Genomic DNA, 24,989 nt, shown 5'->3' with positions numbered 1-24,989 from the left:
GCACTCGCCTACCCTTTCAGCTTTGCAGCCGTCAGATCCAGACTGAGCCTGGCCAGATTGACCAATTCATCCACCTGTTCCTCGGTGATCACCAAGGGGGGCGATATGATCATGGTATCGCCGACAGCCCTCATCACCAAGCCATTGTTAAAGCAGAACTCCCGGCAGGTCATACCGGCCTGCAGCCCAGCCGGGAAGCGGCTGTTGGTCTGTTTGTCCTGCACTATTTCCAGCGCGGCCACCAGGCCTTTGCCACGGGTTTCTCCCACCAGCGGATGGTCGGCCAGTTCACGCCAGCGGCGCTGCAAATAGGGGCCGATGTTATCATGAATTCGCTTAACTATGCTCTCGTTTTGCATAAGCGTAATGTTGGCGATGGCCACGGCGCAGGCCACCGGATGGCCGGAATAGGTGAAGCCGTGGTTGAATTCGCCCCCCTCCTCCACCAGCACCTTGGCGACCCTGTCGCCCACCATCACGGCCCCCATCGGCAAATAGCCGGAGGTGATCCCCTTGGCCAGGCACATGAGATCCGGCTTGATCCCAAACCCTTCGCTGGCGAACCAGTGACCGGTACGACCGAAACCGCAGATCACCTCGTCGGCGATGAGCAGGATGCCGTAGTGATCGCAGATGCGCTGGATCTCGGGCCAGTAGCTGTCGGGCGGAATGATGACGCCGCCGGCCCCCTGGATGGGCTCGCCTATGAAGGCGGCGACCTTGTCCACTCCCAGCTCCAGTATCTTCTGCTCCAGCTGGCGGGCACGCTCCAGACCGAACTCGTGGGCGCTCATCCCCTGCCCCTCACCGAAGTGGTAGGGCTGATCGATGTGCACTATGCCGGGAATGGGCAGGCCGCCCTGGGCATGCATGCCCTTCATGCCGCCCAGGCTGGCACCCGCCACGGTAGAGCCGTGGTAGGCGTTGTGGCGACTGATGATCACCTGCTTGTCCGGTTGCCCCTTGCTGGCCCAGTAGTGGCGCACCATGCGCAGCACTGTATCGTTGCACTCCGAGCCCGAGCCGGTGAAGAAGACGTGATTGAGATGGGAAGGGGTGATCTCGGCCAGCAGGGTCGCCAGCTCGGCCGCAGGCGGGTGGCTGGTCTGGAAGAAGAGGTTGTAGTAGGGCAGTTGCTGCATCTGTTTGGTGGCGGCGTCCACCAGCTCCTGTCGGCCGTAGCCCATGTTGACGCACCAGAGGCCCGCCATCCCGTCCAGAATGCGCTTGCCTTCAGAGTCTTCCAGATAGATACCTTCGGCCTTGGTGATGATGCGGCTGCCCTTTTTGTTGAGCGCCTGAAAATCGGTAAAGGGGTGCAGGTGGTGGCTGGCATCCAGCTGTTGCCACTCACGTGTGGTCTGCTTCATTGCTTGCTCCTCGGTTCCTTCGATTTAAGCGAGAATCTTTCGTCCGTCGGTGAGGGCGGCTGGCGCGCTCACTGTCACTGCCACTCACGAGCAGTGTGTTGATTCCATATGAGCAGGAGAGGCCGTCATCGGCCTCCCCGTATCTGGGCGGCGCGTGGCAAGCACGCAGCCGGATCACACGTTCAGCAGCAGGAACTCCCGCTCCCAGCGGCTGATCACCCCGAAGTAGGTCTCGTACTCCTTGCGCTTGACCGCGACGAAGGCACGAATGAAGCGCTCCCCCAGCATCTCCTTGATGGGCTCGCACTGCTCCAGGTGGCTCAGTGCCTCCTCCAGCGAGCGGGGCAGGCTGTAGGGCAGGTCATAGGCGCTCGACTTCATCTCCTGCAGCGGCTCCAGCTTCTCCATCATGCCGAGGTAGCCGCAGGCCAGGGTGGCGGCCAGGGCCAGATACGGATTGGCATCGGCCCCGGCGAAGCGGTTTTCGACGCGGCGCGCACCGGCCTCGGAGAAGGGCACGCGCAGGCCGCAGGTGCGGTTTTCCACCCCCCACTGCACGTTGCGCGGCGCGCTCTCGCCGAAGGTGAGACGACGGTAGGAGTTGACGTTCGGTGCCAGCAGGGCGGTCACCGCCGGGGTGTACTTCTGCAGCCCCGCGATGAAGTGCATGAACTGCTCGGTATTGCCGCCATTTTCCGTGCCGAACAGGTTGCGACCGTCCACATCTTCCAGGCTCTGGTGGATGTGCATGGCGGAGCCCGGCTCGTCGCTCATCGGCTTGGCCATGAAGGTGGCGTAGATGCCGTGCTTGTGGGCCGCCTCACGCATGGTGCGCTTGAACAGGAACACCTGATCCGCCAGATCGATGGCATCGCCGTGCAGGAAGTTGATCTCCATCTGGGCGGCGCCGGATTCGTGGATCAGAGTGTCCACTTCCAGCTCCTGCGCCTCGCAGTAGTCGTACATGTCTTCGAAGATGGGGTCGAATTCGTTGACCGCATCGATACTGAACGACTGGCGGGCCGTCTCGGGTCGGCCATTGCGGCCAACGGGCGGCACCAGCGGATAGTCGGGGTCTTCGTTGCGCTTGACCAGATAGAACTCCAGCTCGGGCGCCACCACCGGCTTCCAGCCCTGTTTCTCATAGAATGACAGGACCCGACGCAGCACGGAGCGCGGCGCTATGTCGATCAGCTTGCCATTGATGTCGAAACAGTCGTGGATCACCTGAGCGGTCGGCTCCAGTGCCCAGGGCACGAAACGAATGGTGTTGGGGTCCGGGTAGAGCTGCATGTCCCGCTCCAGCGGGTCTATCATGCTGTCGTCATCCGGGTACTCGCCGGTCACCGTCTGGGTGAAGATGACCTCGGGCAGCCGCATGCCCCCTTCGCGCAAAAATTTGTTGGCTGGAATGATCTTGCCTCGGGCATTACCGGTGAAATCCGGAAACAGGCACTCCACTTCCGTGATGCGATTGCTCTCCATCCAGCCCTTGATACTGTCCATGTTAAACCCCGACTTTACGATTGCCATTGGCAAGGGTGTCTAATATATGGAACACCCTTGTTATCAAATTGTAATCAACACCACCATAAAAGCCCGCCGTTATGGCCAATGTCAAGCGGTGGTGTTTAAAAAACTATAAATAACGGTGCATATAATGACCATGGCGGCACCAAATACTAAACACCCAGGCCCCCTCACAGCTCACTGCAATCCCGGTGCCAACGAGGGGGCCTGATCCCCCATGTTCTCAGTCAGACCCTGTCCGAATCGGGTCATTTTTTTGCAAGGGCGCACAATCCTTGCCCTATTTGCTTTGCATGCCTGCATTTTTTTGGTACAAGGCCCGCCCTGATTTGCACTCTCCTGCTTGGATTTGGTGCAAATGCAGGACACAGGGCTTGGTCTGCAGGCAGACAGCCCCCATAAACAGGGATAATTGGGTTAGTAACTGACTGGTAGTAAACCGTATGTGTGATTTCATGACTAAAGACCAACTGGCCTTTTACAAGGGACAGATCGAGCGCCAAATCCTCGAACTCGAGGATCGCCTCAACTCCCAGGCCAGCCAGGCCATCGCCACCGATACCAACGAGATGGCAGATGAAATTGACCGTGCCAGTATCGAGGAAGCCCGTCGTCTGGAGCTGAACCGCATCGAGCATGACAAGCTGCATCTGCGCAAGTTGAGAGGGGCGTTGAAGCGTATCGGCGAAGGAGAGTTCGGTTACTGCGAATCCTGCGGTGACGAGATCTCCCTCAAGCGACTGCAGGCTCGGCCTGAGTCCCGCTTCTGCGTCGAATGCCAGAGTACCAAGGAGTTCAACGATACCCACGTGTATCGTCGCGTCGCCTGATCCTGCGAAGAGCCGTCACTGGCCGGTCGCGATAAGTCGTCGGCAAGGTACAGCGCAGGAACCGGCGTTTATGTTGATAAATGCGGACCAAAAGCTGCACATGAGCCCAGATCACGGCGTCGCACAAGAGAGTGACAACTTCTGTTAGACTCCGGGCAAGCCCGGAATCTACAGGAGAGCAGAGAGTGAAATGGTTCCTCAAACTGTGCTTGTGTCTGCCGTTGCTGGCACAAGCACAGACCCTCACGGTCAAGGTCCCCAGCCGACCGATCAACGATCTCGACAAGGAATACCAGCTCAAGCTGCTGGAACTGGCGCTGACCCGCTCCGGACAGCCATTTCGCATCCAGCAGGTGGAGCTCAACCTCAACCAGTACAGCCTGCAGCAACAGCTGGGCAAGGGCCAAACCATCAATGTGTTCTGGATGGGCACCTCCAGCGCACTCGAATCCTCCCTCATCGCCGTGCCGATCCCGCTGTTTCGCGGTCTGGAAGGGCTGCGCCTCTCCTTCATCCACAGCGATGCCCAGGAGAAGTTCAATCAGGTCAACTCGCTGGCCGATCTCAAGCGACTGAAGGCGGCCCAGGGGGTTGGCTGGGCCGACAACAAGATCCTGGAAAATGCCGGCATTCCCACCTATTCCGGGCGCTACAGCAACCTGTTTCGCCTGATCAACGACGGTGACAAGCTCGACTTCTTCCCGCGCAATCTGGTGGAGATCTTCGCCGAACGCAGCGAACTGGTGGCGCAATACCCCAACCTGGTGATAGATCAGCACCTGTTGATCCGCTATCCCTTTGCCGAGTTCTTCTTCGTCAGCCCCGAGTCTCCCAAGCTGGCCAAGGCGATCCAGACCGGACTGGAACGCGCCTATGCCGATGGCAGCTTCATGACCTTCTTCCGGGAGAACCCCAAGATCCGTGAGGCCCTCGCCAGCGCCAATCTGAACCAGCGGGTCACCATTTCGCTGCCCAATCCGGACATGACCCCCTTGCTCAGGAGCATTCCGGCCCAATATTGGGATTATCCACCCCAATAATGGGCTCCGGGGCCGTGGGGATTATCCACCGCAGTATGGAGCCCCGGCCTCTGCATTGGGATTACCCGACGCAGCGACATAGCTCAAGCCGCCCGGGCAGAGAAACGCAGAGGCGATGGCAGGGCTGGCAAGGGACACGCCAGCCAGCCGAGGTTTCAACCCGCAGCACCAGGGAGGTGCCATGAAACGACTCGATGAATGGTTCAGCGACTACGGCCAGAGCCACCAGCACCCCGTCAATGTGGCGATCCACAAGCTGGCCGTGCCCGGCATCTACCTCTGCTCGCTGGCGCTGCTCTGGTGTCTGCCGACCGGCCCGCTGCCGTCCTCGCTCAACTGGGCGGCGCTGGTGGCCATCCCTGTGCTGGCCTTCTATCTGCGGCTGTCGTTCCCCCTGTTTGTGGGGGTGGCGGTGCTGACCGCGCTGGGACTGTGGGGCTGTTACCAGTGGCAGGGGCCACTGCTGTGGCCCGCCCTGGTGGGTTTCGGGCTGCTCTGGATAGCCCAGTTCGTCGGTCACAGGATCGAGGGCAAACGCCCCTCCTTCCTCGCCGACCTGCAATTTCTGCTGATCGGCCCCGCCTGGGTGCTGGCCAGCCTCTATCGTCGTCTGGGCATTCCCTACTGAGGGAGGCCAACAGGAGAGACAATGTCATACCGCCACACGCTTAGTAACAGGCTCCGTCCTGCCCTGCCCCTGCTGCTGGGGGCCCTGCTCGCCGGCCCGGCGCTGGCCGACAAGGCCGATCCCATAGGTGAGGTGAGCACCGCCTTCAAGCTGGTGGGCCCCAACCACAAGATCTTGGTGGAGGCGTTCGATGACCCCCGCATCGCGGGCGTCGCCTGCTACCTGGCACGCCCCAAGACCGGCGGCGTCAAGGGCGGGCTTGGGCTGGCGGAAGACCCCTCTCACGCCTCTTTGTCGTGCCACCAGATTGGCCCCATCACCCTGCCTGCCAAGTTGAAGGCGGGGGAAGAGGTGTTCGACGTCAGCACCTCGCTGGTGTTCAAGGAGCAGAAAGTGGTGCGTTTTTACGACGAAAAGCGCAAGGCACTTGTCTATCTGACCTACAGCACCAAGCTGGTGGATGGCTCGTATAAAAGCGCAGTGAGCGCGGTTCCCATCATGCCGTGGGGCTGAGAAGCCGCCATTTAAGCCGTGATGAAGCGTCTGATTTGTTGTAATTTAACTACATCATTATTTGCGGAGAGCGCACCATGAAAGTCGCCGTTTTCAGTACCAAGAGCTACGACAAGGATCACTTCAATCAGGCCAACAGCCAGTACGGCTACGAGCTGGAGTTCTTCGACGTGCGGCTGGAGGCCAAGACAGCCCGGCTGGCCCACGGCTTCCCCGTGGTGTGCCTGTTCGTCAATGACGATGCCGATCGGGAGGTGCTGACCGAGCTGGCCGCCAACGGCACCAGGGTGATCGCTCTGCGCTGCGCCGGTTACAACAACGTGGATCTGGTCGCCGCCAAGGCGCTGGGGCTAAAAGTGGTGCGGGTGCCCGCCTACTCCCCCGAAGCCGTCGCCGAACACGCGGTGGGGCTGATGATGACCCTCAACCGCCGCATCCATAAGGCCTATCAGCGCACCCGCGATGCCAACTTCTCGCTGGAAGGCCTGGTCGGCTTCAACATGCACGGCCACACCGCCGGCATTATCGGCACCGGCAAGATCGGCATCGCCACCCTGCGCATCCTCAAGGGTTTCGGCATGCGGCTGCTGGTGAGTGACCCCTATCCGAACCAGGCGGCCATCGAGCTGGGGGCCGAATACGTGGATCTCGACACCCTGTTCCGCCAGTCCGACGTCATCAGCCTGCACTGCCCGCTGTTCAAGGAGAACTACCACCTGCTGAACAAGGAGGCGTTCGCCAAGATGAAGGATGGTGTGATGATCATCAACACCAGCCGGGGCGGCCTGCTCGACTCCAACGCCGCCATCGAGGCGCTCAAGACCTCCCGTATCGGTGCCCTGGGGCTGGACGTCTACGAGGAAGAGGAAGACCTTTTCTTCTCCGACAAGTCCAACGAGGTAATCACGGATGACGTCTTCCGTCGCCTGTCAGCCTGCCACAACGTGCTGTTTACCGGCCATCAGGCCTTCCTGACCCGCGAGGCGCTGCACGCCATCGCCGATACCACCCTCGGCAACCTCAAGGCCATCGAGAGCCAGGGCCACAGCGACAACGAGGTGGAGTAATCCTCTCGCACCCGCAGCCATGAACGACAGAGGGAGCCACTCCCTCTGTTTAGTACACAGACCCGCTCTTCGTCATGCAATTCTCCCCTGCGGCCGCAATAACCATGGCGCCGGGTTGTGAGACCCGACGCCATCGGGTAGGCTACCTGCCCTTTTTTATTCAGGAGTCTGGCAGCCCATGTTTATCGGATTTGATTACGGTACCTCCAACTGTGCCGTCGCCGTGATGGAACAAGGCAGCCCCAGGCTGCTGACCCTGTGCGGTTCCCGCTATCTCCCCTCCACGCTGCACGCGCCCCACAGAGAGGCCATCGCCGGTCTGCTGGCCGAAGAGCTGGCCCCTGCCCAGCAGGCGGAATACCTCAAGCTGCGCGGCCCCGTCGTCACCCGGGCCCAGGCCGTGCGCCGCCAGATGCGGGAAGAGGGGCTGATCGACGAGCTCAGCTTCGGCGCCGCGGCGCTGGAGCGCTATCTGGAGGAGCCGGACGACGGCTATTACATCAAGTCGCCGAAATCCTTCCTCGGCGCCTACGGCCTCAAGGCCCCCCAGATAGCGCTGTTCGAAGACATAGTCTGCGCCATGATGCTGCACGTACGCCGCGAGGCGGAGCAGCAGCTTGGCGCCCCGATCCGCCAAGCGGTGATCGGTCGCCCGGTCAACTTTCAGGGGCTGGCCGGGGAGGAGAGCAACAGCCAGGCCATCGCCATCCTGACCGAGGCGGCCCGTCTGGCCGGGTTCGAGCAGGTGGAGTTCCTCTATGAACCCGTGGCGGCCGGTTTCGAATTCGAGGCGCGCCTCGACGAAGATGCCGTCGTGCTGGTGGTGGATATCGGTGGCGGCACCACGGACTGCTCCATGCTGCGCATGGGCCCGAGCCATCGCGACCAGCTGGATCGCAGCGGCGATCTGCTTGGCCACAGCGGCCAGCGCATCGGCGGCAACGACTTCGACATCCGGCTGACGGTGGAAGGCATGATGCCGCTGCTCGGCATGCACGAGACCCTCAAGACCGGCAAGCCACTGCCCCACCCGCTGTTCTGGGATGCGGCCGCCATCAACGACGTCAGCGCCCAGGGCCGCTTCTACAGCCTGGATACCGCCCGTCAGTTGCAGGATCTGCAGCTCGACAGCCAGCCAGGCAGCAAGCTGGGTCGCCTCGCCAATCTTCGGGCCCACAAGCTGAGCCACCAGCTGGTGTGGCGCGCCGAGCAGGGCAAGATCGCCCTCTCGGAGCAGGAATCGAATCATCAGTCTCTGAGCGAGCTGGAGAAGGGACTGGAGGCTGAGCTCAATCGCGAGCAGCTGGCCAGCGCCTCGGCCCTGCTGCTGGAGAAGATTGGCGAGCTGATGGACCAAGCCATTGCCGCCGCAGGTGTACAGCCCGACCGTATCTTCGTCACCGGCGGCAGCGCCCGCTCGCCGCTCATCGCCGCCTTCATTCGTCAGAAGTTGCCCACGATTCCGCTTGAGGGCGGCGATGACTTCGGCTCGGTCGCCGCAGGGCTGGCCCGTTACGCCGAGCGCCTGTTCAACCGCTGATACAGAGCGATAAGGGTTCCTGTCGTCTTGTTGGCATCGAACGTGTCCCGCCAGCCTGCAAGTGTTGCCATTTAACGACACAGGGCTGACCAGCAGGGCGACAGAAGCGGTCGGGGGCGGCCCCCCTCGCCCTGCCCCGAGGGCTGCGCAGGAGGTATGCTTGTCGCTCCCACTATTGGAGCCCTTCCATGCCCAGATTCTTGCTACTGTTGCTCGCCCTGATCCTGCTCAGCGCCTGCAGCAGTACACCCTCGTTCGTCCAGCAAGAGTTGCAGCACCATCACTGGGTGCTCGACAAACTGGATGGCCAGGCCATCACGGCCTCTCGCGACAACCCGCCCGATTTCGAGATAGGTGAGCACTTCACCGTCAATGGTATCGCCGGCTGCAATCGCTACTTTGGCCAGGGACACCTCGAGGGCGACAGATTCTGGGTCACCAGCCTGGGCAGCACGGAGATGGCCTGTCAGGCACGGCTCGAGGCCATAGAGCAGGCCGTCATCACCACCCTGACCGAAGGGGCCACCCTGAGCGGCACCACCCAGACCCTGATCCTGGAAGGGAAACGGCACCGTTTGGAATACCAGCTGCGGGACTGGGTGCACTAGCGCTCACAAACCGGCATCACAAACAGGAACATGTGTCCCGCCTGTGGCACACTATGAGGCAGTGCTCGCAATGGAGGCTGTCTCAGCCATGTCGATGGATCGTCTGTTTGACAAGATCAAACAACTCCCCACTATCCCGCAGCTGCTGCATGAGTTGATGCAGAGCTTCAACGATGAAAACGCCCGCATCGACCAGATCGCGGCCAAGATCGCCATGGATCAGGTGATCAGCGTCAAGGTGCTGCGCATGGCCAACTCGGCCGCCCTGCGCCGTGGCAATGAGGTCACCTCCATCGAACAGGCGGTGATCCGCCTCGGTTTCAACCGGCTGCGCTCCGTGGTGGTCGCCTCCGGCATCATAGGCAGCTTCAAGGCTCCCCCCAGCTTCGACAAGAACAAGTTCTGGACCGAGACCTTCCAGGTCGCCACCATAGCCAAGACGTTGGCCCAGGAGGCCAAGGTGCTCGATCCCGAGACCGCCTTCACCTGCGCCCTGATCCACAACATTGGCGAGCTGCTCATCCAGAGCACCCTGCCGGAAGAGGCCGAGCTCATCAACATGGCGATCCAGAAGGGCAGCAGCAGGGTCGAGGCCCAGCGGGAGATGCTGGGCTACGACTATGCTCAGCTCGGCGCCGAGCTGGCGCGGCGCTGGAACCTGTCGGAAGCCTTCGTCGATGCCATCTCCCAGCAGCTGGATCCCCTCTCCCACGATCCGGTCAGCAAGGAGGCGGTGCTGATCCGGCTCGCCGTCTTCATCTCCTTCGCCTGGAATGCGGGCGTGCCCGTCCAGGCCATCATAGCCCGCTTCCCCAAGCCGCTCGCCGATCAGCTGGGGCTGGATCCCAAGTCACTGTCAGGCCAGCTCGAAACGCTCCACGAACAGGGTAATGCCCTCGCCGACCTTCTGACTCAATAAGCATCATGACCCATCCATTTCTGTTTCATCCCCAGGTGGCGCCCTGGTTCAAAGAGAGCGCCGACACCCTGCAACTCACCCTGTTCAGTGCGCTGGATGCCCCGATCCGCGAGGTGTGGCTGCGCCACGAACCGGACAACGAGGAGTATCTGGTGGCCATGACGCCTGTCTCCACCCGGGACAGGTTGCAGGTGTGGCAGGCGACCCTGCCGCTGGCCAAGGGACAGGATATCCACCTCTACTGCTTCAAGTGCCTGACCGACGAGGAGCAGTGGTGGCTGCACGGTGCCGGCGTCAGCCCGGCCATGCCGCCACGGGAGCAACACTTTCGCTTCAACAGCCTGCATCAGCCGCCGGCCTGGGTGCAGGATCAGGTGTTCTACCAGATCTTCCCCGACCGCTTCTGCAACGGCGATCCCTCGCTCAGCGTCAAACATCACGAATATGAGTACAGAGGCAAGGCGGTCATCAGCAAGGCGTGGGGCGAGCCGGTCAGCCGTCACGAAGAGGGGCACGGTGCCTGTGAATTTTACGGCGGGGATCTGGCGGGCATCGATGCCAAGCTGCACTACCTGCAATCTCTCGGGGTCACGGCCCTCTACCTCAATCCCATCTTCGACTCGCCGAGCAACCACAAGTACGATACCCAGGACTACTTCAAGGTGGATGCGCACCTCGGCAGCAACGCGCAGTTCGCCGAGCTGACCCGCAACCTGCACCAGCGCGGCATGAAGATCATCCTGGATGCCGTGGTCAACCACACCTCGACCCAGCACCCCTGGTTCTGCCCGCCACAGGGGGCCCAGAGCAACCCGGACTCACCGTGGCGCAGCTTTTACACCTTTGACAACGAAGGAGACTACGTCAGCTGGAAGGGCATTCGCAGCCTGCCCAAGCTGGACTTTGCCAGCGAACAGGTGCAGGACGCCATCTACCGGGCCGACGACGCCATCCTCCGTTACTGGATGCGCGCGCCCTATCAGATCGACGGCTGGCGCTTCGACGTCATCCACATGCTGGGAGAGCGGGGCACGGCCGAGGGCAATCGCGGCCATGTGCGCGCCATTCGCGGCGCGGTGAAACAGGAGAACCCGGACGCCTATGTGCTCGGCGAGCACTTCTTCGAGGCGAGCCAGTGGCTGCAGGGGGATCAGGAGGATGGCGCCATGAACTACTATGGCTTCGCCCACCCGATCCGTGCCTTCCTGGCGGGGCAGGACATCGCCTATCACCCCATCAAGATCAGCGCCGACGAGCTTGATCGCTGGCTCAAGCTGGCGCGGGCCCATATCCCGTTCAAGAACCAGCTGGCCCAGTTCAACCTGCTGGACAGCCACGATACCGCCCGCTTCCTGCATCTGCTGGGCGAAGACAAACAGCGCATGACCTTGGCTGCCACCCTGCTGCTCACCTACATAGGCGTGCCGTCCATCTATTACGGTGACGAGGTGGGGCTCTCGGGTGGTAATGACCCGGATTGCCGTCGCTGCTTCCCCTGGGAGACCACGGCCTGGGATCACGTGCTGCACGATCACTACCGCCGGCTGATCCAGATCCGCAAGCAGCGGCCAGCCCTGCGCCGTGGCGACGTCCAGACCCTCTACGCCGGCCCCCACAGCTATGTGTTCGCCCGCTCCCTGCAAAGCGATCAGGTGGTGGTGGCCTGTAACCGTCATCCGACCGAACCACGCACCATCAAGCTGCCCCTGTGGCAGACCGCCAGCCCCGCCAGCCGCTTCACCGATGCCTTCAACGGCGACAAGTACGAAGTGGTGCAGGGACAGGTACAACTGACCATTCCCGCCAACTCGGCCAGGGTGCTGCTCTCCAGTTGAGAGTACTGCTGTCGAGCTGAAAACGATAACCGGAGCCTCTGGCCCCGGTTTTTTATGCAGGACAATCAGTTAGCAACTGTCTGGCGGTATGCTATCGATAAGCCAACCTGTCAGTAATTGATGCTGACGTAGGGCACCTCTTCCACCTGCCACAACTGCTTGAGGTAGACGGTCAGCACGAAGAAGAAGTTGGCCAGCAGGTTGGCGAAGCGATAGAGGATGGGATCGAAGCGCACCCCGCTCTCCTCGAGGCGCACCAGCAGGCGAACCACCTTCTTGCTGCCGCAGCGGCACAGATGCAGGGTGGGAATGGGCTGGGGCCCCTGGGGCAAGACAAAACCCGTGACCCGGCCGCGGCTCGCCTCGTTGTAGTGATCGTAACGCCCCTTCAGCCACGCCAGATCCTCGTCGAAGATGCCCAGCTTGCCACGTACCGAGCCGTTGAGGTTGTAGATGAGCCGCTGCAAGGCCCCCAGATCGGCCACCACCTCCCGGGTTCCCTCTGCCACTGGCAACTGGGCGAGTACAGCCCCCACCTGACAGCAAAGCTCATCGGTGGCGATCTCGTAATCACACTGGAACTGGGTTTCGAAGATGAAGGGGTAGCAGAGCTCGCGCTTGTCTCTGGGCTTCTTGGGGTTCATAAGGTAGCCGGATTGGGAAAAGAGCCAGTTTGCCAGCCCCCGGGGGAGCTGGCAAACGGCAGCTTATGGCTTGAGCCGGGCGATGCCTACTCAGACGCTCTTGCTGGCAGGCTCGGTCGCAGGCTGGAACTGGCCTATCATTCGCAGCGCCTCCAGCATCCGCTGATTGAAGCTGGTGAAGCTGTTGACCTGAGCCGGTTCGCTCTGGCCGCGGGCCGCCAACACCGCAGGGGTCAGCGCCTGCTGCTGCGATTCCGGCAGCAGGGCATCCGCCTGTTGCTGCACCTGATCAAGCTTGGGCAGATAGTCCGCCAGCGGCTTGAGCAGATCCTGCAACGAGTGGGCTCCCTGGTAGGTCTGGCTCAGCTTGACGCTCTGCTTGAGCTTGAGGGAGTAGGAGGCGAGCTGGCTGTCATCCAGTTGCAGGTCGCCCGCCTTCTTCAGCAGATCCTCGAAGTTGCCGGAGAAGAAATTCCCCGCCAGATCGTCGATCCCCTTGACCAGCTTGCCGATGGAGTCCATCTCCTCGCTGCTGAGATCCCCCTCCAGCGAGAAGCTGAAGCTCTGGCTCGACTTGAGGCTGAACTGGCTGCCGCTGTCATCTTTCTGGGACTTGGTCTGCCAGCTGTCATTGAAGCGCAGCACCACCTTGTCGCCATCCTTGGTCTGGATCTCCAGCGAACCCTGCTGGCGACTGGCCATCTCGGCCTGCCCCATGTCGGTGGAGGAGACCTTGCCGAAAAACTCCTTCTCGAACTCGTCGAGCCCCTTCTGGATCAGCTTGTAGCTCTGATCGATACCGGTCTTGATGTCTTCGTTATCGGTGGCCCACTTGCCCAGCTGCTTCCTGGCGTCGCCGAAGCCCTTGTCCACCCCCTTGCGGGCCTGCTCCATCATGCCGGTCAGGTCGTCGTCGGACTTGCCGTCCGCACGGGCGGCGCCCAGCCGTCCGGTAACGAACTGCAGCACGTTGTCCGCCACCGACTGGAAGTCGAACAGGGTCTCCGGGGTTATCTCCTCGGATTCCTGTGCCTTGGGTGCCTGATAACCCTGACCGTTGATCTCCAGCGCAAACTGCAACGCCTGCTGCACCAGCACCTGAGCCCACTTGGGCGGCTTGTGCAGAGAGACTTCCTCTGCGTTGCTGATCTGCTTCTCTTGTGCCTGTTGGGGTGCCTTGGGCGAAACGCCCACTCCCTTGGATTGGGCTGAGCCCACGCCGTCGATTTGCATAATGTGTCCTCCCACCATGCCTGTAGATCAGGTATCGGCCTGACTGAACACTTCTTGACCACAAAATACTGGACAATCTGCAACGGCCTTTTAAAATCCACACCCTTTGGGTGGCCCGTTGCCTTCCCCCGATTTCGACCCGGCCCTGCCGGTGTGCATGTGAGGTATATCATGACCCAAATCCAGCAAGCTGGCGCCGACTCCCAGGCCCTGCGGACTCCCGCCGACTACCAGGCCCAGCTCGACGAGAAGCGCGAGCGCCTCAACGGGCTGTTCGCCGACTTCACCCTGCCTGCGCTGGAAGTGCACGCCTCCCCCGCCGAACACTACCGGATGCGCGCCGAGTTCCGCATCTGGCACGAGGGGGATGACCTGTTCCACTGCATGTATGCGCCTGCCACCAAGGAGATCATCCGGGTCGACCAGTTCCCCACCGCCAGCCGCCTCATCAACCAGCTGATGCCGGTGCTGCTGGAGGGGCTGCGCCCGCACCCCGTGCTGCGTCGCAAGCTGTTCCAGATAGACTACCTCTCCACCCAGTCCGGCCAGATCTGCGTCAGCCTGCTCTACCATCGCAAGCTCGAAAGCGAGTGGCAGCAAGCCGCCGAAGCACTGCAGGCCGACCTGCGGGCCCAGGGGTTCGAGCTGCAACTGATTGGCCGCGCCCACAAGCAGAAGATCTGCCTGGGGGAGGAGTTCGTCATCGAACGGCTGACGGTGCAGGGCCGCGAGCTGGTCTACAAGCAGGTGGAGAACAGCTTCACCCAGCCCAACGCCGCCATCAACGAGCAGATGCTGGGCTGGGCGCTGGACGTGACCAAGGGCAGCGAGGGGGACCTGCTGGAGCTCTACTGCGGCAACGGCAACTTCTCCATCGCCCTGGCCCAGAATTTCCGCAAGGTGCTGGCCACCGAGATCGCCAAGCCGAGCGTGGACTCAGCCCAGTTCAACATCGCCGCCAACGGCGTCGACAACCTGATCATACTGCGCATGTCGGCCGAGGAGTTCACCATGGCGATGCGCGGCGAGCGAGAGTTCAACCGCCTCAAGGGGGTCGATCTCGGCGCCTACCAGTGCAACACCATCTTCGTCGACCCGCCCCGCGCCGGCCTCGACGATGCCACAGTCCGGCTGGTGCAGGAGTACGACAACATCCTCTACATCTCCTGCAACCCAGAGACACTGCAGGCCAACATGGCGGTACTGGGCGAAACCCACGAGATCGCCCGCTTCGCCCTGTTCGATCAGTTCCCCTGGACCCACCATATGGAAGCCGGGGTCTATCTCAAGCGCAAGACAAGCTGATGCCGCCGGGGCACAGCTCCCCGCTAGACCAGCAAAACAAGACAGGGCCTGCGGGCCCTGTTTGATTATTTATACCAGTGCACGCGGCGGCCGGAGCCGTTATGCTGGCGGCACGCGCATCCGCGCCACAGCCTGGGTGTCATGCCACAATGCAACGCATTCTTTTTGTTGAAGATGATCCCGAAATAGGCCAGCTCATCAGCAGCTGGCTTGCCCGCCACGACATGGAGGTGCTGCTGGAGCCCAGAGGCGACCTGGCGCTGGCCAGGGCCCTGGCCGAGCAGCCCGACCTGGTGCTGCTCGACATCATGCTGCCGGGGCAGGACGGCCTTTCCCTGTGCCGGGATCTGCGTCCGCGCTTCAAGGGCCCCATCGTCATGCTCACCTCCCTCGACAGCGACATGAACCAGATCCTCAGCCTGGAGCTGGGTGCCAACGACTACATCCTCAAGACCACGCCGCCCCCCGTGCTGCTGGCCAGGCTGCGGGTCCAGTTCCGCCAGCAGGGACAGGCACCGCAAACAGCCGTGGCCAGTACGCCGCCCCAGCGCCTGCAGTTCGGTCGCCTGCAGATCGACGGGCCGGGTCGGGATGTGCGCCTCGATGGCGACAGCATCCCCCTCTCCACCGCCGATTTTGACCTCTTGTGGGAGCTGGCCTGCCATGCGGGCCAGATCCTGGGACGGGAGGCGCTGTTTCGCAGCCTGCGTGGCCGCGACTACGATGGCCAGGACCGCAGCATGGATGTGGCCATCTCCCGCCTGCGCCGCAAGCTGGGGGATGACAGCAACAACCCGACCCGCATCAAGACGGTGCGCCAGAAGGGGTATCTGCTGGTGCCCCACGCCTGGGAATGAGCTTGATGCTCCCTTCTCTCCATGCGGGGGATGAGGGGGCAAAGACGCAACGCCCGGACGCAATCCAGGAAAGAGGAAAGATCCCATGCGCCGCCTGTTTATCCAGTTCTACCTGCTGCTGATCGGCTGTTTCACCCTGGCCATACTGCTGGTCGGCATCGTCTATCAGGTCAGTGCCGAGCGGGCGGGTGACCGCTATCTGGAGCGGATGATGCAAGGCTCCCTCGGCCTGCTCACCGGCGAACTGGCCCGCCTGCCGCCGGAACACTGGCCCGTACGCATGGCGGAGCAGAGCCGCCAGCTTACCCTGCCGCTGCAGATAGGCGCCCTCGCCAACCAGCCGCTGGCCAAGGAGGATCAGGCCTTTCTCGAGGCGGGCAACATAGTCATAGTCGAGGAGGATGACACCTTCCTGCAGCGCATCCCGGAGACGGATCAGGTGCTGATCGTCGGCCCCGTCCCCTATCTCTCCTATCTGCACGAGCTGCACTGGGTGGATGTGGGGCTGCTGCTGGCCATAGGTCTCTCGCTGGGTCTGCCGATCCTGCTCTGGCTGCGCCCGCACTGGCGCGGCCTGCAGCGGCTCGAACAGACGGCCCGCCGGGTCGGCGACGGGGATCTCTCCAGCCGCACCGGCCTGCCCGCCGGCAGCAGCCTGGGCCGGGTGGGACGCACCTTCGATCAGATGACGGAACAGTTGCAGGCCATGCTGGCCAGTCGCAAGCAGCTGACCGATGCCATCGCCCACGAGCTGCGCACACCCCTGGTGCGGTTGCGCTACCGGCTCGCCATGCTGGACCCGCAGCCATCGGCAGAAGAACAACAGGGGCTGGATCGCGATCTGGGGGCCCTGGACGCCCTCATCGAGGAGATGCTCACCTACGCCAGGCTGGATCGTCCCGAGCTGCCGCTGCAATGCAGCGAGCTGGAGCTGGCCGGCTGGGCCGGCAGCCGTCTCCCGGACTGGCAGGCGCTGCGGCCACAAACCCGGCTCGAATTCAGTCACCCCGCCAATCCCCTGCCCTGGCGCGGCGATACCCGATTGCTGGACCGGGCGCTGGAGAACCTCATCGGCAATGCCCTGCGCCACGCCACCAGCCGGGTGACCCTCGCCATGAGCCAGCAGCAGGATCACTATCTGCTGGAGGTGGCCGACGACGGCCCCGGCATAGACCCGGCGCTGGCGCCCCAGATCTTCGAGCCCTTCGTGCGGCTGGATCAGAGCCGGGATCGCCGTACCGGCGGCGCCGGCCTCGGTCTCGCCATAGTGCGTAGCATAGCCCGCCACCACGGTGGCGAGGTGCAGTTGCTGCCGAGCAGCAGCGGTGCCCGCTTCTGCCTGAAGCTGCCCGTACATTTGGATACAAACCGTCACCAGCCACTCACTGAACCGCCAGCGGAACGGCCCTAGGATGAAGTCATGGAGAAACGCTCCATGTCATCAACCCGAATGAGGAACTGGAATATGAACAAGCTGATCCCCCTGAGCCTGGCCGCTGTCTTCGCCCTGACCTCCGGCTTCACCATGGCAGCCACCCCCACCAAGGCCGCCGCTCCCCAGGCGACCCAGACCAAGGTGGTGAAAAAACACCACAAGGCGACTCATGCCAAGGCACCGGCCGTCAAGGTCGCTCCCAAGACCAAATAACGACGTATCAAGCTTCCCGTAATGAAAAGGGGCCCCCAGGGGCCCCTTCTGTCGTGGTCGGTATGGCACCGCCAGTTTATTTCAGCATGTAATCTGCCGGCAGCGCGATGCGCGCCACGCCGGAAGCTACCGCCGCCAGCGCCACGGCGCGGGCCACCCGTGGCAGCAGGCGGGCATCCATCGGCTTGGGAATGACGTAATCCTTGCCGAAGGAAAGCGCGCTCACCCCGGCGGCGGTCAGCACCTCGGCCGGTACCGGCTCCTTGACCAGACCGCGGATCGCCTCCACCGCGGCTATCTTCATGGCATCGTTGATGCGGCTGGCGCGGGCGTCCAGCGCGCCGCGGAAGATGAAGGGGAAACAGAGCACGTTGTTGATCTGGTTAGGATAATCCGAGCGGCCCGTGCCCATGATGAGATCGCCCCGCACCGCGTGGGCCAGGGATGGCTTGATCTCCGGGTCCGGGTTGGAGCAGGCGAAGATCACCGGGTTGGGGGCCATCAGGGCCACAGCCTCCGGAGGCAATACGTCCGGGCCGGAGACGCCGACAAACACATCCGCCCCTTCAATGACATCCATCAGGGTGCGCAGCTGCGTGTCGTTGGCGAAGCGCTGCTTGTACTGGTTGAGATCGGTGCGGCCTGTGTGGATCACCCCCTGGCGATCGAGCATGAAGATGTTGTGTGGCGCGGCGCCGCACTTGATCAGCAGGTCCATGCAGGCGGTGGCGGCAGCCCCGGCCCCCATGCAGACGATGCGGCTCTGTTCGATGCGCTTGCCCTGCACTTCCAGCGCATTGAGCAGACCGGCCGCGGTGACGATGGCGGTACCGTGCTGGTCATCGTGGAATACCGGGATGTCGCAGCGGGCGATCAACGCCTGCTCGATCTCGAAGCACTCGGGCGCCTTGATGTCTTCCAGGTTGATGCCGCCGAAGGTGTCGGCGATGGCCGCCACTGTGTCGATGAACTGCTGGCTGGTCTCGTGCTTCACCTCTATGTCGATGGCGTCTATGCCGGCGAAGCACTTGAACAGCAGGGCCTTGCCCTCCATCACCGGCTTGGACGCCAGCGGGCCCAGATTGCCCAGCCCCAGGATGGCGGTACCGTTGGAGATGACGGCCACCAGGTTGCCCTTGCCGGTGTAGCGATAGGCATCATCGGGATTGGCGGCGATCTCGCGCACCGGCTCGGCCACACCCGGGCTGTAGGCCAGCGCCAGATCGTGGGCTGTCTCGGCGGGCTTGGTGAGGGCGATGGTAATCTTGCCCGGCACGGGCTGGGCATGGTAATCGAGTGCTTGTTGACGAAGATCGTGACGCAGATCGGACATGGGGGACCCCGATACGGAAGTGAATGGAGTGGTGCATTGGCTCGCCAGCGGGCGAGGGCTGGAGATCATAAAGAAAACCATCGGGCTTTCACAGAGGAAAGTATCGCCTCGCCACCACTGACAAGCCAGTAATTAGCATGTCATGCCAACCACCAATACCTATTTAGTTATAGATATGGTTTCACCCCATCACAGGGATGCCCGCTTTCGCCTCCGCCTGCCTGGCGATGGCCTCCGTCATCCCCTGGAAGATGAAGAGATGAAACGGCAGCATGGCGAGCCAGTAGGCCAGTCCCCAGGCCCCCTGGGGATGCCAGTGGGCAGTCACCTTGATGCGGGTCAGGCCGGACTCCTCCGGCAGTATGTTGAACTCCAGCCGCCCCACTCCGGGGGCCTTCATGTTGAACAGCAGATCCAGCCTGCGCCCCTCGTCGACCCCGAGGATCTGCCAGGAGTCCAGCATGTCCCCCTTCACGAAGCGATCCGGGTTGGTGCGGCCTCGGGTGCGGGCAGGGCCGCCGATCAGGTGATCCATCCATTCGCGCACCACCCAGAGCTCGTTCATGTAGAAGTAGCGCTGCTCGCCCCCCAGCTGCTGCAACACCTGCCACACCACCTCGGGCGAAGCGAGACAGATGGCCTCCCCGCTGGCGGTGCGGTCATAGAAGCCGTACTCGGGGTGGCGCCAGCGCAGCCCCAGCGGCGTCTCCTGCCCCTGCTGCTCGGCCCCCAGCTTCTGCTCCAGCGCCAGACTCTCTCCGAGCGCCTCGTCGAAGCTGAGCAGGGTTTGCGGCAGCAGGGCCCGCAGCGGGCCGTCATCTGCCGGGATGTCGTGCTTGAGGCCGCCCACCAGCGCCTTGGCCACGGGTTGCGGCACAGACGTGACGAATTGCAGCCACCAGGCGGAGAGACGGGGGCTCAGAAACGGGATGGGGATGATGGGACAGCGCTTGCCGATATGGGCGGCGAACTTCTGCAACTGCTGCTGATAGCTGAGCAGCTCGGGGCCGACGGCGTTGAGCACCCGGCCATCCACCCCCTCGACCTCCACCAGCCCGCCGAGGTAGTGCAACAGGTTGGAGAGCGCTATGGGTGGCGTGCGGGAGCGCACCCACTTGGGCGTGACCATCATGGGCAGGTTGAACACCAGATCCCGCATCACCTCGAAGGCGGCCGAGCCAGGCCCTATGATGATGCCGGAGCGCAGCTCCACCGTCGGCACGCCCGCCTCGCGAAACAGCTCGCCACAATGGCGACGGGAATTGAGGTGACGGCTATTGCAACGCTCGGGCTGGATGGCCCCCAGATAGATGATGCGGCGTACCCCGGCGGCGCGGGCGGCGGCGGCGAAGTTCTTCACCCCCTGCTGCTCCAGCCGGTGAAAGTCGGCGCCGGCCCCCATGGCGTGCACCAGATAGAAGACGGTGTCTATGCCCGCCAGCGCGGGCAGCAGGGTAATGGGCTTGAGGCTGTCGGCGAGACGAAACTCCACGCCCAGCGGCAAACGGCAGGGACGACGAGCCCCGGCGATCACCCGATAACCCAGCCCCTGCAGGTGGGGCACCAGGTAAGACCCTATATATCCTGCCGCTCCCATCACCAGACATGTGCGCATCTGTTTTTCTCCCATGATTGAGCCAACACCATAGGGCAAACCGCTTCAATACAGAACGCCGCGCAATAAAAAAGGCGCCCGATGGGCGCCTTTTTCAGAATTCTTCAGAAGTAGAATTACTTCTTGGCAGTCAGACCACCGAAACGCTTGTTGAACTTGTCTACGCGGCCGCCGCTAGAAACTTCTTTCTGCTTGCCGGTATAGAACGGGTGGCATGCAGAGCACACGTCCAGGTTCAGATCTTTACCCAGGGTAGAGAAGGTATTGATGACGTTACCGCAAGAGCATTTGCAGGTGATGGCGACGTACTCGGGATGGATATTAGCTTTCATGGACAACCTCGATAATAGGCCGTGTCGCCATCCGATCTCTTGTCGGACACCACACGATTGTTGAACACAGTTTCAAAGGCTGCGAATAATATAGGAAATGCCTGAGATCAGGCAAGTGGCTTCGCAGAAAAAATAGGCAATCCCTGGTGAATTCTTCCCAAACGCTGGATCTGGTTCGTGTGGCTGTGCCGGTGCCGTTACGCCGTCACTTCGACTATCTCTCTCCCTTGCCCCTGCCTGAGCCCGGCTGTCGGGTCGAGATCCCTTTCGGCCCCCAGACCCTGGTCGGGCTGGTGGTGGAGCATCCGACCGATAGCCAGGTCCCCCGCAACAAGCTCAAGCCCATCAAGCGAGTGCTTGACAGCGCCCCCGTGCTGGGGCCGGACATACTGGCGCTGATGGCCTGGAGCGCCAGCTACTACCAGCATCCGCTGGGAGAGGTGCTGCCCCACGCCCTGCCGGTGCTGGTGCGCAAGGGGGAGCCCGCCGCCTACCGGGAGCTGGAGTTCTGGTTTGCCACCGAGGCCGGCATGGCGATCGATCTCAACGAGCTCAAGCGGGCCGCCAAGCAGCAACAGGCCCTCGCCCTGCTGCGCAAGGGGCCACAGACGCCGTCAGCACTCAAGCAGGAGGAGATCCAGAGTGCGGCACTCACGGCGCTGGAGAAGAAGGGGCTGCTGGAGAAGCGCATCCTGGAGCCGAGCCACGACGGCGACTGGGCGACGCATTTTGACGCGGGAGAGGGGCTGCGCCTCAACGGCGAACAGGCGCTGGCGGTATCCGCCGTCACCAGTCAGAGCAACCAGTTCGGCGCCTTCCTGCTGGACGGCATCACGGGGTCAGGCAAGACAGAAGTGTACCTGAGCATACTCGAGCCCCTGCTCAAGGCGGGCAAGCAGGCGCTGGTGATGGTGCCCGAAATCGGCCTCACTCCCCAGACCATCAATCGCTTCCGTCGCCGCTTCAAGGTGCCCGTGGTGGCGATGAACTCGGCCATGAACGATCGGGAACGGCTGGATGCCTGGCTCGCCTGCCGCGACGGCGGCGCCGCCATCCTGATCGGCACCCGCTCTGCCGTCTTCACCCCGTTCAAGAACCTCGGCATCATCATCATTGACGAGGAGCACGACGGCTCCTTCAAGCAGCAGGACGGTTTTCGCTACCACGCCCGGGATCTGGCGGTGATGCGGGCCCATCGCGCCGGCATTCCCATCCTGCTCGGCTCGGCCACCCCCTCGCTGGAGACGCTGCACAACGCCAGAACCGGCAAGTATCACCACCTCAGCCTGACGCGGCGCGCCGGCAACGCCCAGACCGCCCGCCAGGTGATCCTGGACATCAAGAGCGTGCGGCTGCAGGCCGGGCTCTCTCCCCAGCTGGAGCAGCTGATGGCGGAGCACCTGGTGGCCGGCAACCAGGTGATGCTGTTTCTCAACCGACGTGGCTATGCCCCCTCGCTGATCTGCCACCAGTGTGGCTGGAGCGCCGCCTGTGAGCGCTGCGACGCCTGGTACACCTGGCATCAGGCAGGGCGTCGCCTGCACTGCCACCACTGCGACAGCGTGCGCCCCCTGCCCCACAGTTGCCCCGAGTGCGGCAGCAAGGAGCTGATCGGCTCGGGAGTCGGCACCGAGCAGCTGGAACAGCTGCTCACCACGGTTTTCCCCCAATACCCGGTGGTGCGCATCGACAGAGACAACACCCGCCGCAAGGGGGAGCTGGAGACCCATCTCGGCGACATCAAGGCGGGCAAATACAAGATCCTGATCGGCACCCAGATGCTGGCCAAGGGCCACCACTTTCCGGATGTGACGCTAGTGGGCCTGCTGGATGTGGATGGCGCCCTGTTCAGCGCCGATTTTCGCGCCGCCGAGAAGCTGGCCCAGCTCTACACCCAGGTGGCCGGGCGCGCCGGGCGCGCCAGCAAGCCCGGGCTGGTGGTGTTGCAGAGCCACCACCCGGAACATGCCCTGCTGCAGGACCTGACCCAGAACGGTTATGGCCATTTTGCGGATACCGCGCTCAAGGAGCGCCGCCTGCTGGGGCTGCCGCCGTTCAGCTATCAGGGGCTGTTCCGGGCCGAGGCCACTGGCCGTGACGAGGTGCAGCTGTTCCTCACCCGCCTCGCCGAGACACTGCGCAGCGCCCGTTACCCCCACGTGCAGGTGCTGGGGCCCATCAGCGGCTTCATGGAACGCAAGGCGGGCAAATTCCGCATGCAGCTGCTGGTGCAGGGACCGAACCGGGCCCCCCTGGCACAACTGCTGGATTGGGCGGTCAAGGAGCTGGATGGCTGGCCCGAGACCAAGAAGGTGCGCTGGAGTCTGGACATAGACCCCACTGAGCTGAACTGAGCCAGTTGGTATATTGCTCAGGTGCTGGCGGCGACTCGCGATCCCGCTATGCGCCAGCCAGGACCCGGGATCAGACCCTCAGGTCTATCTGTTGCACCCAGCCGCCCTTGCCCTGCTCGGTGAGATAGAGACCTGACTGGCGCAAGACCCCCTGATTGCCGCCCTCGCCCAGGTGATTGAAGGGGGTATCCAGAGGGTGCAGCAGTATGGCGCCAATCCCCAGCTCCACCAGCGCAACGGGGGCATTGTCCGGGCGCCAGAACTGCAGGGCCGAGAAGGATTTGTCGCCTTCATCCAGCACGCCGTTGCCATCCTCATCCAGTGCCGCCAGCTCGCCGAAGCCGTTGCCCGAGCGGGCTCCGAACAGTTCGCCGCCATCGTCTATGGTGCCGTTGCCGTTGCGATCCAGCGCCACGAAACCGCTGCCCTCGCCCAGACCCGGCAGGCTGTCGTCCTTGCCATCCTGATCGATGTCGAAGTTGACCCGCGCCTCGGTCAGATCGGCAATCTTGCCATCCAGGCTGAGTACCAGCGGATCCTTGAGGGCATTGAGGGTGGTGCGGCGCTGGCTGATATCGAGCTGGCGCCAGTCGAGCACAAAGCCGAGATCGAGCTGCAGGGTCTGACCATCCTTGGTCTCGACGCTGGCCGCCGCCACCACGTTGAGCTGCTCCCGCTGCAACAGGGTATCGGTTACCTCCACCGCCTGATCCGGCTCGGGGGCGGCCTGAGTTGCCTCCCCTTGCGGGGTCGGCACCCCCTCCGCGGTCTGTTCGGCCGGCTTGATGGGCGTCGGCAGCTCTATCTCGTGGCCGAGCATGGCCTCTATCATCAGCTTGATGAGCCGCAGCCGATTATCCAGCCCCTCGTCGGGACTGGCCTCTTCCTCTTCCGGCTTGACCAGAGGGGGCACGCTCTCGGCACTGGCGCCGCCTGGCTGGCTCACGCTCCCTTGCATGACGCTCGCGCTGACGGTGCGCATCAGTTCGGCCACCACCCGATCCGTCGTGGGCGTGGCCTCATTCCCGGCAGGGCTCCCGGACACGGCAGGGGCGACGGGCCCGAGGTTGCGTACCTTGCGAGCCTGCAGCTGTTGATACTGGTGCTGTACCTCTCCCTGGAGATCGTAGTGATCGATGCGCATACGTTGATCCTCGGCGCCATACATCTGGTCAGTTATCGACCGGATGTCGCGTCAGGCTTAACACCGATTGGCTATATCAGAGCGTGGCAGCCGAGCCATCGGCACATAACAAGGCCAGGGCCAGTGATCTGGCCTGCTCCAGCGCCAACGGCTGCTGATAGCTGTGGGCCATCACCACTGCTCCCTCCAGCAGCAGGCAGAGCCCGGTGGCGTGCGAGAGGCTGCACCCGAGCTGCGCCCTGACCCAGTTCAGCAGCGCCTGCTTGTGTGCCACCACCAGCTTGCGAACCGGATGACGCGGGTCGGCAAACTCGGCGCTGGCATTGATGAAGTTGCAGCCATAGAAGTCGCTGCGGCCAAACCACTCCCCGAATCCGTCGAACAGGGCGTGCAACCGATCCTCCCTGCCCTCCCGACCCGCGAGCCGCGCCTCAAGCAGGGCAAAAAACTCCCGCTCACGGGACAGCAGCACCTCTTCGATCAACGCATCCTTGGTGGGAAAGTGACGGTAGAGGGTACGCTTGGTGCTCCCTGCCTCCGCCCAGATGCGATCTATGCCGGTTGCGTGAAAGCCATGACGATTGAACAGCCGATAGGCGGTTTCCATCAGCTGCTGCCGTTTTTCACTCACGTCATTTTCCCCT

The 24,989-nt window shown here is 62.8% G+C and carries 23 protein-coding genes; 14 read left to right on the top strand and 9 right to left on the bottom strand.

The features are described 5' to 3' along the window. Positions 1–8: 8 nt before the first annotated feature. The gene (locus tag AACW87_RS22075) at positions 9–1,370 is read right to left on the bottom strand and encodes an aspartate aminotransferase family protein (RefSeq protein ID WP_241326179.1); all 1,362 of its coding nucleotides are present in this window, start codon (positions 1,368–1,370) and stop codon (positions 9–11) included. A gap of 174 nt (positions 1,371–1,544) precedes the next feature. Then, positions 1,545–2,876, bottom strand: a complete 1,332-nt coding sequence (locus AACW87_RS22070; RefSeq protein WP_043142823.1) for a glutamine synthetase family protein — start codon at positions 2,874–2,876, stop codon at positions 1,545–1,547. Positions 2,877–3,343: 467 nt separating this feature from the next. Between AACW87_RS22070 and AACW87_RS22065 the strand changes: the two genes are divergently transcribed. From AACW87_RS22065 to malZ, 9 genes are all read left to right on the top strand, one after another. Continuing rightward, entirely contained in the window at positions 3,344–3,730 is a 387-nt protein-coding gene (locus AACW87_RS22065) for a TraR/DksA family transcriptional regulator (protein WP_042870327.1), read from the top strand. A 185-nt stretch (positions 3,731–3,915) separates the two neighbouring features. Beyond that, positions 3,916–4,770 (top strand): hypothetical protein, encoded by an 855-nt coding sequence (locus tag AACW87_RS22060; protein ID WP_043554209.1) that lies wholly within the window; start codon positions 3,916–3,918, stop codon positions 4,768–4,770. Between the two features lie 181 nt (positions 4,771–4,951). After that, positions 4,952–5,398, top strand: a complete 447-nt coding sequence (locus AACW87_RS22055; protein ID WP_241326178.1) for an Mpo1 family 2-hydroxy fatty acid dioxygenase — start codon at positions 4,952–4,954, stop codon at positions 5,396–5,398. Positions 5,399–5,419: 21 nt separating this feature from the next. Then, complete coding sequence (locus tag AACW87_RS22050) at positions 5,420–5,911, top strand: CreA family protein (protein ID WP_043142831.1); 492 nt, start codon at positions 5,420–5,422, stop codon at positions 5,909–5,911. A gap of 77 nt (positions 5,912–5,988) precedes the next feature. After that, complete coding sequence (locus AACW87_RS22045) at positions 5,989–6,978, top strand: 2-hydroxyacid dehydrogenase (RefSeq protein ID WP_241326177.1); 990 nt, start codon at positions 5,989–5,991, stop codon at positions 6,976–6,978. A 178-nt stretch (positions 6,979–7,156) separates the two neighbouring features. Beyond that, complete coding sequence (gene yegD, locus AACW87_RS22040; RefSeq protein WP_241326176.1) at positions 7,157–8,518, top strand: molecular chaperone; 1,362 nt, start codon at positions 7,157–7,159, stop codon at positions 8,516–8,518. A 188-nt stretch (positions 8,519–8,706) separates the two neighbouring features. After that, entirely contained in the window at positions 8,707–9,126 is a 420-nt protein-coding gene (locus tag AACW87_RS22035) for an META domain-containing protein (protein ID WP_241326175.1), read from the top strand. A 70-nt stretch (positions 9,127–9,196) separates the two neighbouring features. Then, on the top strand, positions 9,197–10,045 hold the full coding sequence (locus tag AACW87_RS22030; RefSeq protein ID WP_241326174.1) for an HDOD domain-containing protein: 849 nt from the start codon (positions 9,197–9,199) through the stop codon (positions 10,043–10,045). 5 nt (positions 10,046–10,050) lie between these two features. Next, positions 10,051–11,880 carry a maltodextrin glucosidase gene (malZ, locus tag AACW87_RS22025; protein WP_241326173.1) on the top strand — a complete coding sequence of 610 codons (1,830 nt, stop codon included), beginning with the start codon at positions 10,051–10,053 and terminating at the stop codon, positions 11,878–11,880. A gap of 110 nt (positions 11,881–11,990) precedes the next feature. On the opposite strand, the gene AACW87_RS22020 is transcribed toward malZ, so the two are convergent. Next, on the bottom strand, positions 11,991–12,524 hold the full coding sequence (locus tag AACW87_RS22020) for an ATP--cob(I)alamin adenosyltransferase (protein WP_241326172.1): 534 nt from the start codon (positions 12,522–12,524) through the stop codon (positions 11,991–11,993). 90 nt (positions 12,525–12,614) lie between these two features. Beyond that, positions 12,615–13,757 (bottom strand): DUF5610 domain-containing protein, encoded by a 1,143-nt coding sequence (locus AACW87_RS22015; protein ID WP_241326171.1) that lies wholly within the window; start codon positions 13,755–13,757, stop codon positions 12,615–12,617. A gap of 171 nt (positions 13,758–13,928) precedes the next feature. Between AACW87_RS22015 and trmA the strand changes: the two genes are divergently transcribed. The 4 genes from trmA (at position 13,929) to AACW87_RS21995 (ending at position 17,567) form a co-directional block, all read left to right on the top strand. Further along, positions 13,929–15,062 (top strand): tRNA (uridine(54)-C5)-methyltransferase TrmA, encoded by a 1,134-nt coding sequence (trmA, locus tag AACW87_RS22010; protein ID WP_241326170.1) that lies wholly within the window; start codon positions 13,929–13,931, stop codon positions 15,060–15,062. A 149-nt stretch (positions 15,063–15,211) separates the two neighbouring features. Next, positions 15,212–15,919 carry a two-component system response regulator RstA gene (gene rstA, locus AACW87_RS22005; protein WP_043142902.1) on the top strand — a complete coding sequence of 236 codons (708 nt, stop codon included), beginning with the start codon at positions 15,212–15,214 and terminating at the stop codon, positions 15,917–15,919. Between the two features lie 85 nt (positions 15,920–16,004). Next, a complete protein-coding gene (gene rstB / locus AACW87_RS22000; protein ID WP_241326169.1) occupies positions 16,005–17,330 on the top strand; it encodes a two-component system sensor histidine kinase RstB in 1,326 nt (441 codons plus the stop codon). Between the two features lie 54 nt (positions 17,331–17,384). Next, positions 17,385–17,567, top strand: a complete 183-nt coding sequence (locus AACW87_RS21995) for a hypothetical protein (RefSeq protein ID WP_021138483.1) — start codon at positions 17,385–17,387, stop codon at positions 17,565–17,567. 76 nt (positions 17,568–17,643) lie between these two features. On the opposite strand, the gene AACW87_RS21990 is transcribed toward AACW87_RS21995, so the two are convergent. The 3 genes from AACW87_RS21990 to rpmE form a co-directional block, all read right to left on the bottom strand. Beyond that, positions 17,644–18,900 carry a malic enzyme-like NAD(P)-binding protein gene (locus AACW87_RS21990; RefSeq protein ID WP_241326168.1) on the bottom strand — a complete coding sequence of 419 codons (1,257 nt, stop codon included), beginning with the start codon at positions 18,898–18,900 and terminating at the stop codon, positions 17,644–17,646. A gap of 181 nt (positions 18,901–19,081) precedes the next feature. Next, positions 19,082–20,515 carry a DUF2867 domain-containing protein gene (locus tag AACW87_RS21985; protein WP_241326167.1) on the bottom strand — a complete coding sequence of 478 codons (1,434 nt, stop codon included), beginning with the start codon at positions 20,513–20,515 and terminating at the stop codon, positions 19,082–19,084. Positions 20,516–20,631: 116 nt separating this feature from the next. Then, the gene (gene rpmE, locus AACW87_RS21980; RefSeq protein WP_033129027.1) at positions 20,632–20,847 is read right to left on the bottom strand and encodes a 50S ribosomal protein L31; all 216 of its coding nucleotides are present in this window, start codon (positions 20,845–20,847) and stop codon (positions 20,632–20,634) included. Between the two features lie 146 nt (positions 20,848–20,993). On the opposite strand from rpmE, the gene priA reads away from it, so the two are divergent. Next, positions 20,994–23,201 carry a primosomal protein N' gene (gene priA / locus AACW87_RS21975; protein WP_241326166.1) on the top strand — a complete coding sequence of 736 codons (2,208 nt, stop codon included), beginning with the start codon at positions 20,994–20,996 and terminating at the stop codon, positions 23,199–23,201. A 70-nt stretch (positions 23,202–23,271) separates the two neighbouring features. On the opposite strand, the gene AACW87_RS21970 is transcribed toward priA, so the two are convergent. Together AACW87_RS21970 and AACW87_RS21965 are read right to left on the bottom strand one after the other, a co-directional pair. After that, positions 23,272–24,369, bottom strand: coding sequence for a hypothetical protein (locus tag AACW87_RS21970; RefSeq protein WP_241326165.1), 1,098 nt, complete (start codon positions 24,367–24,369; stop codon positions 23,272–23,274). Positions 24,370–24,421: 52 nt separating this feature from the next. Then, positions 24,422–24,976, bottom strand: a complete 555-nt coding sequence (locus AACW87_RS21965) for a TetR/AcrR family transcriptional regulator (protein WP_241326164.1) — start codon at positions 24,974–24,976, stop codon at positions 24,422–24,424. Between the last annotated feature and the right edge of the window lie 13 nt (positions 24,977–24,989).

Origin of the sequence: Aeromonas sp. MR7, assembly GCF_963899385.1 — a bacterium.
GTDB classification, from domain to species: Bacteria; Pseudomonadota; Gammaproteobacteria; order Enterobacterales; family Aeromonadaceae; genus Aeromonas; species Aeromonas bestiarum.
The sequence above is the reverse complement of the archived record's forward strand: the minus strand, read 5'-3'. Positions and strand labels throughout refer to the sequence as shown.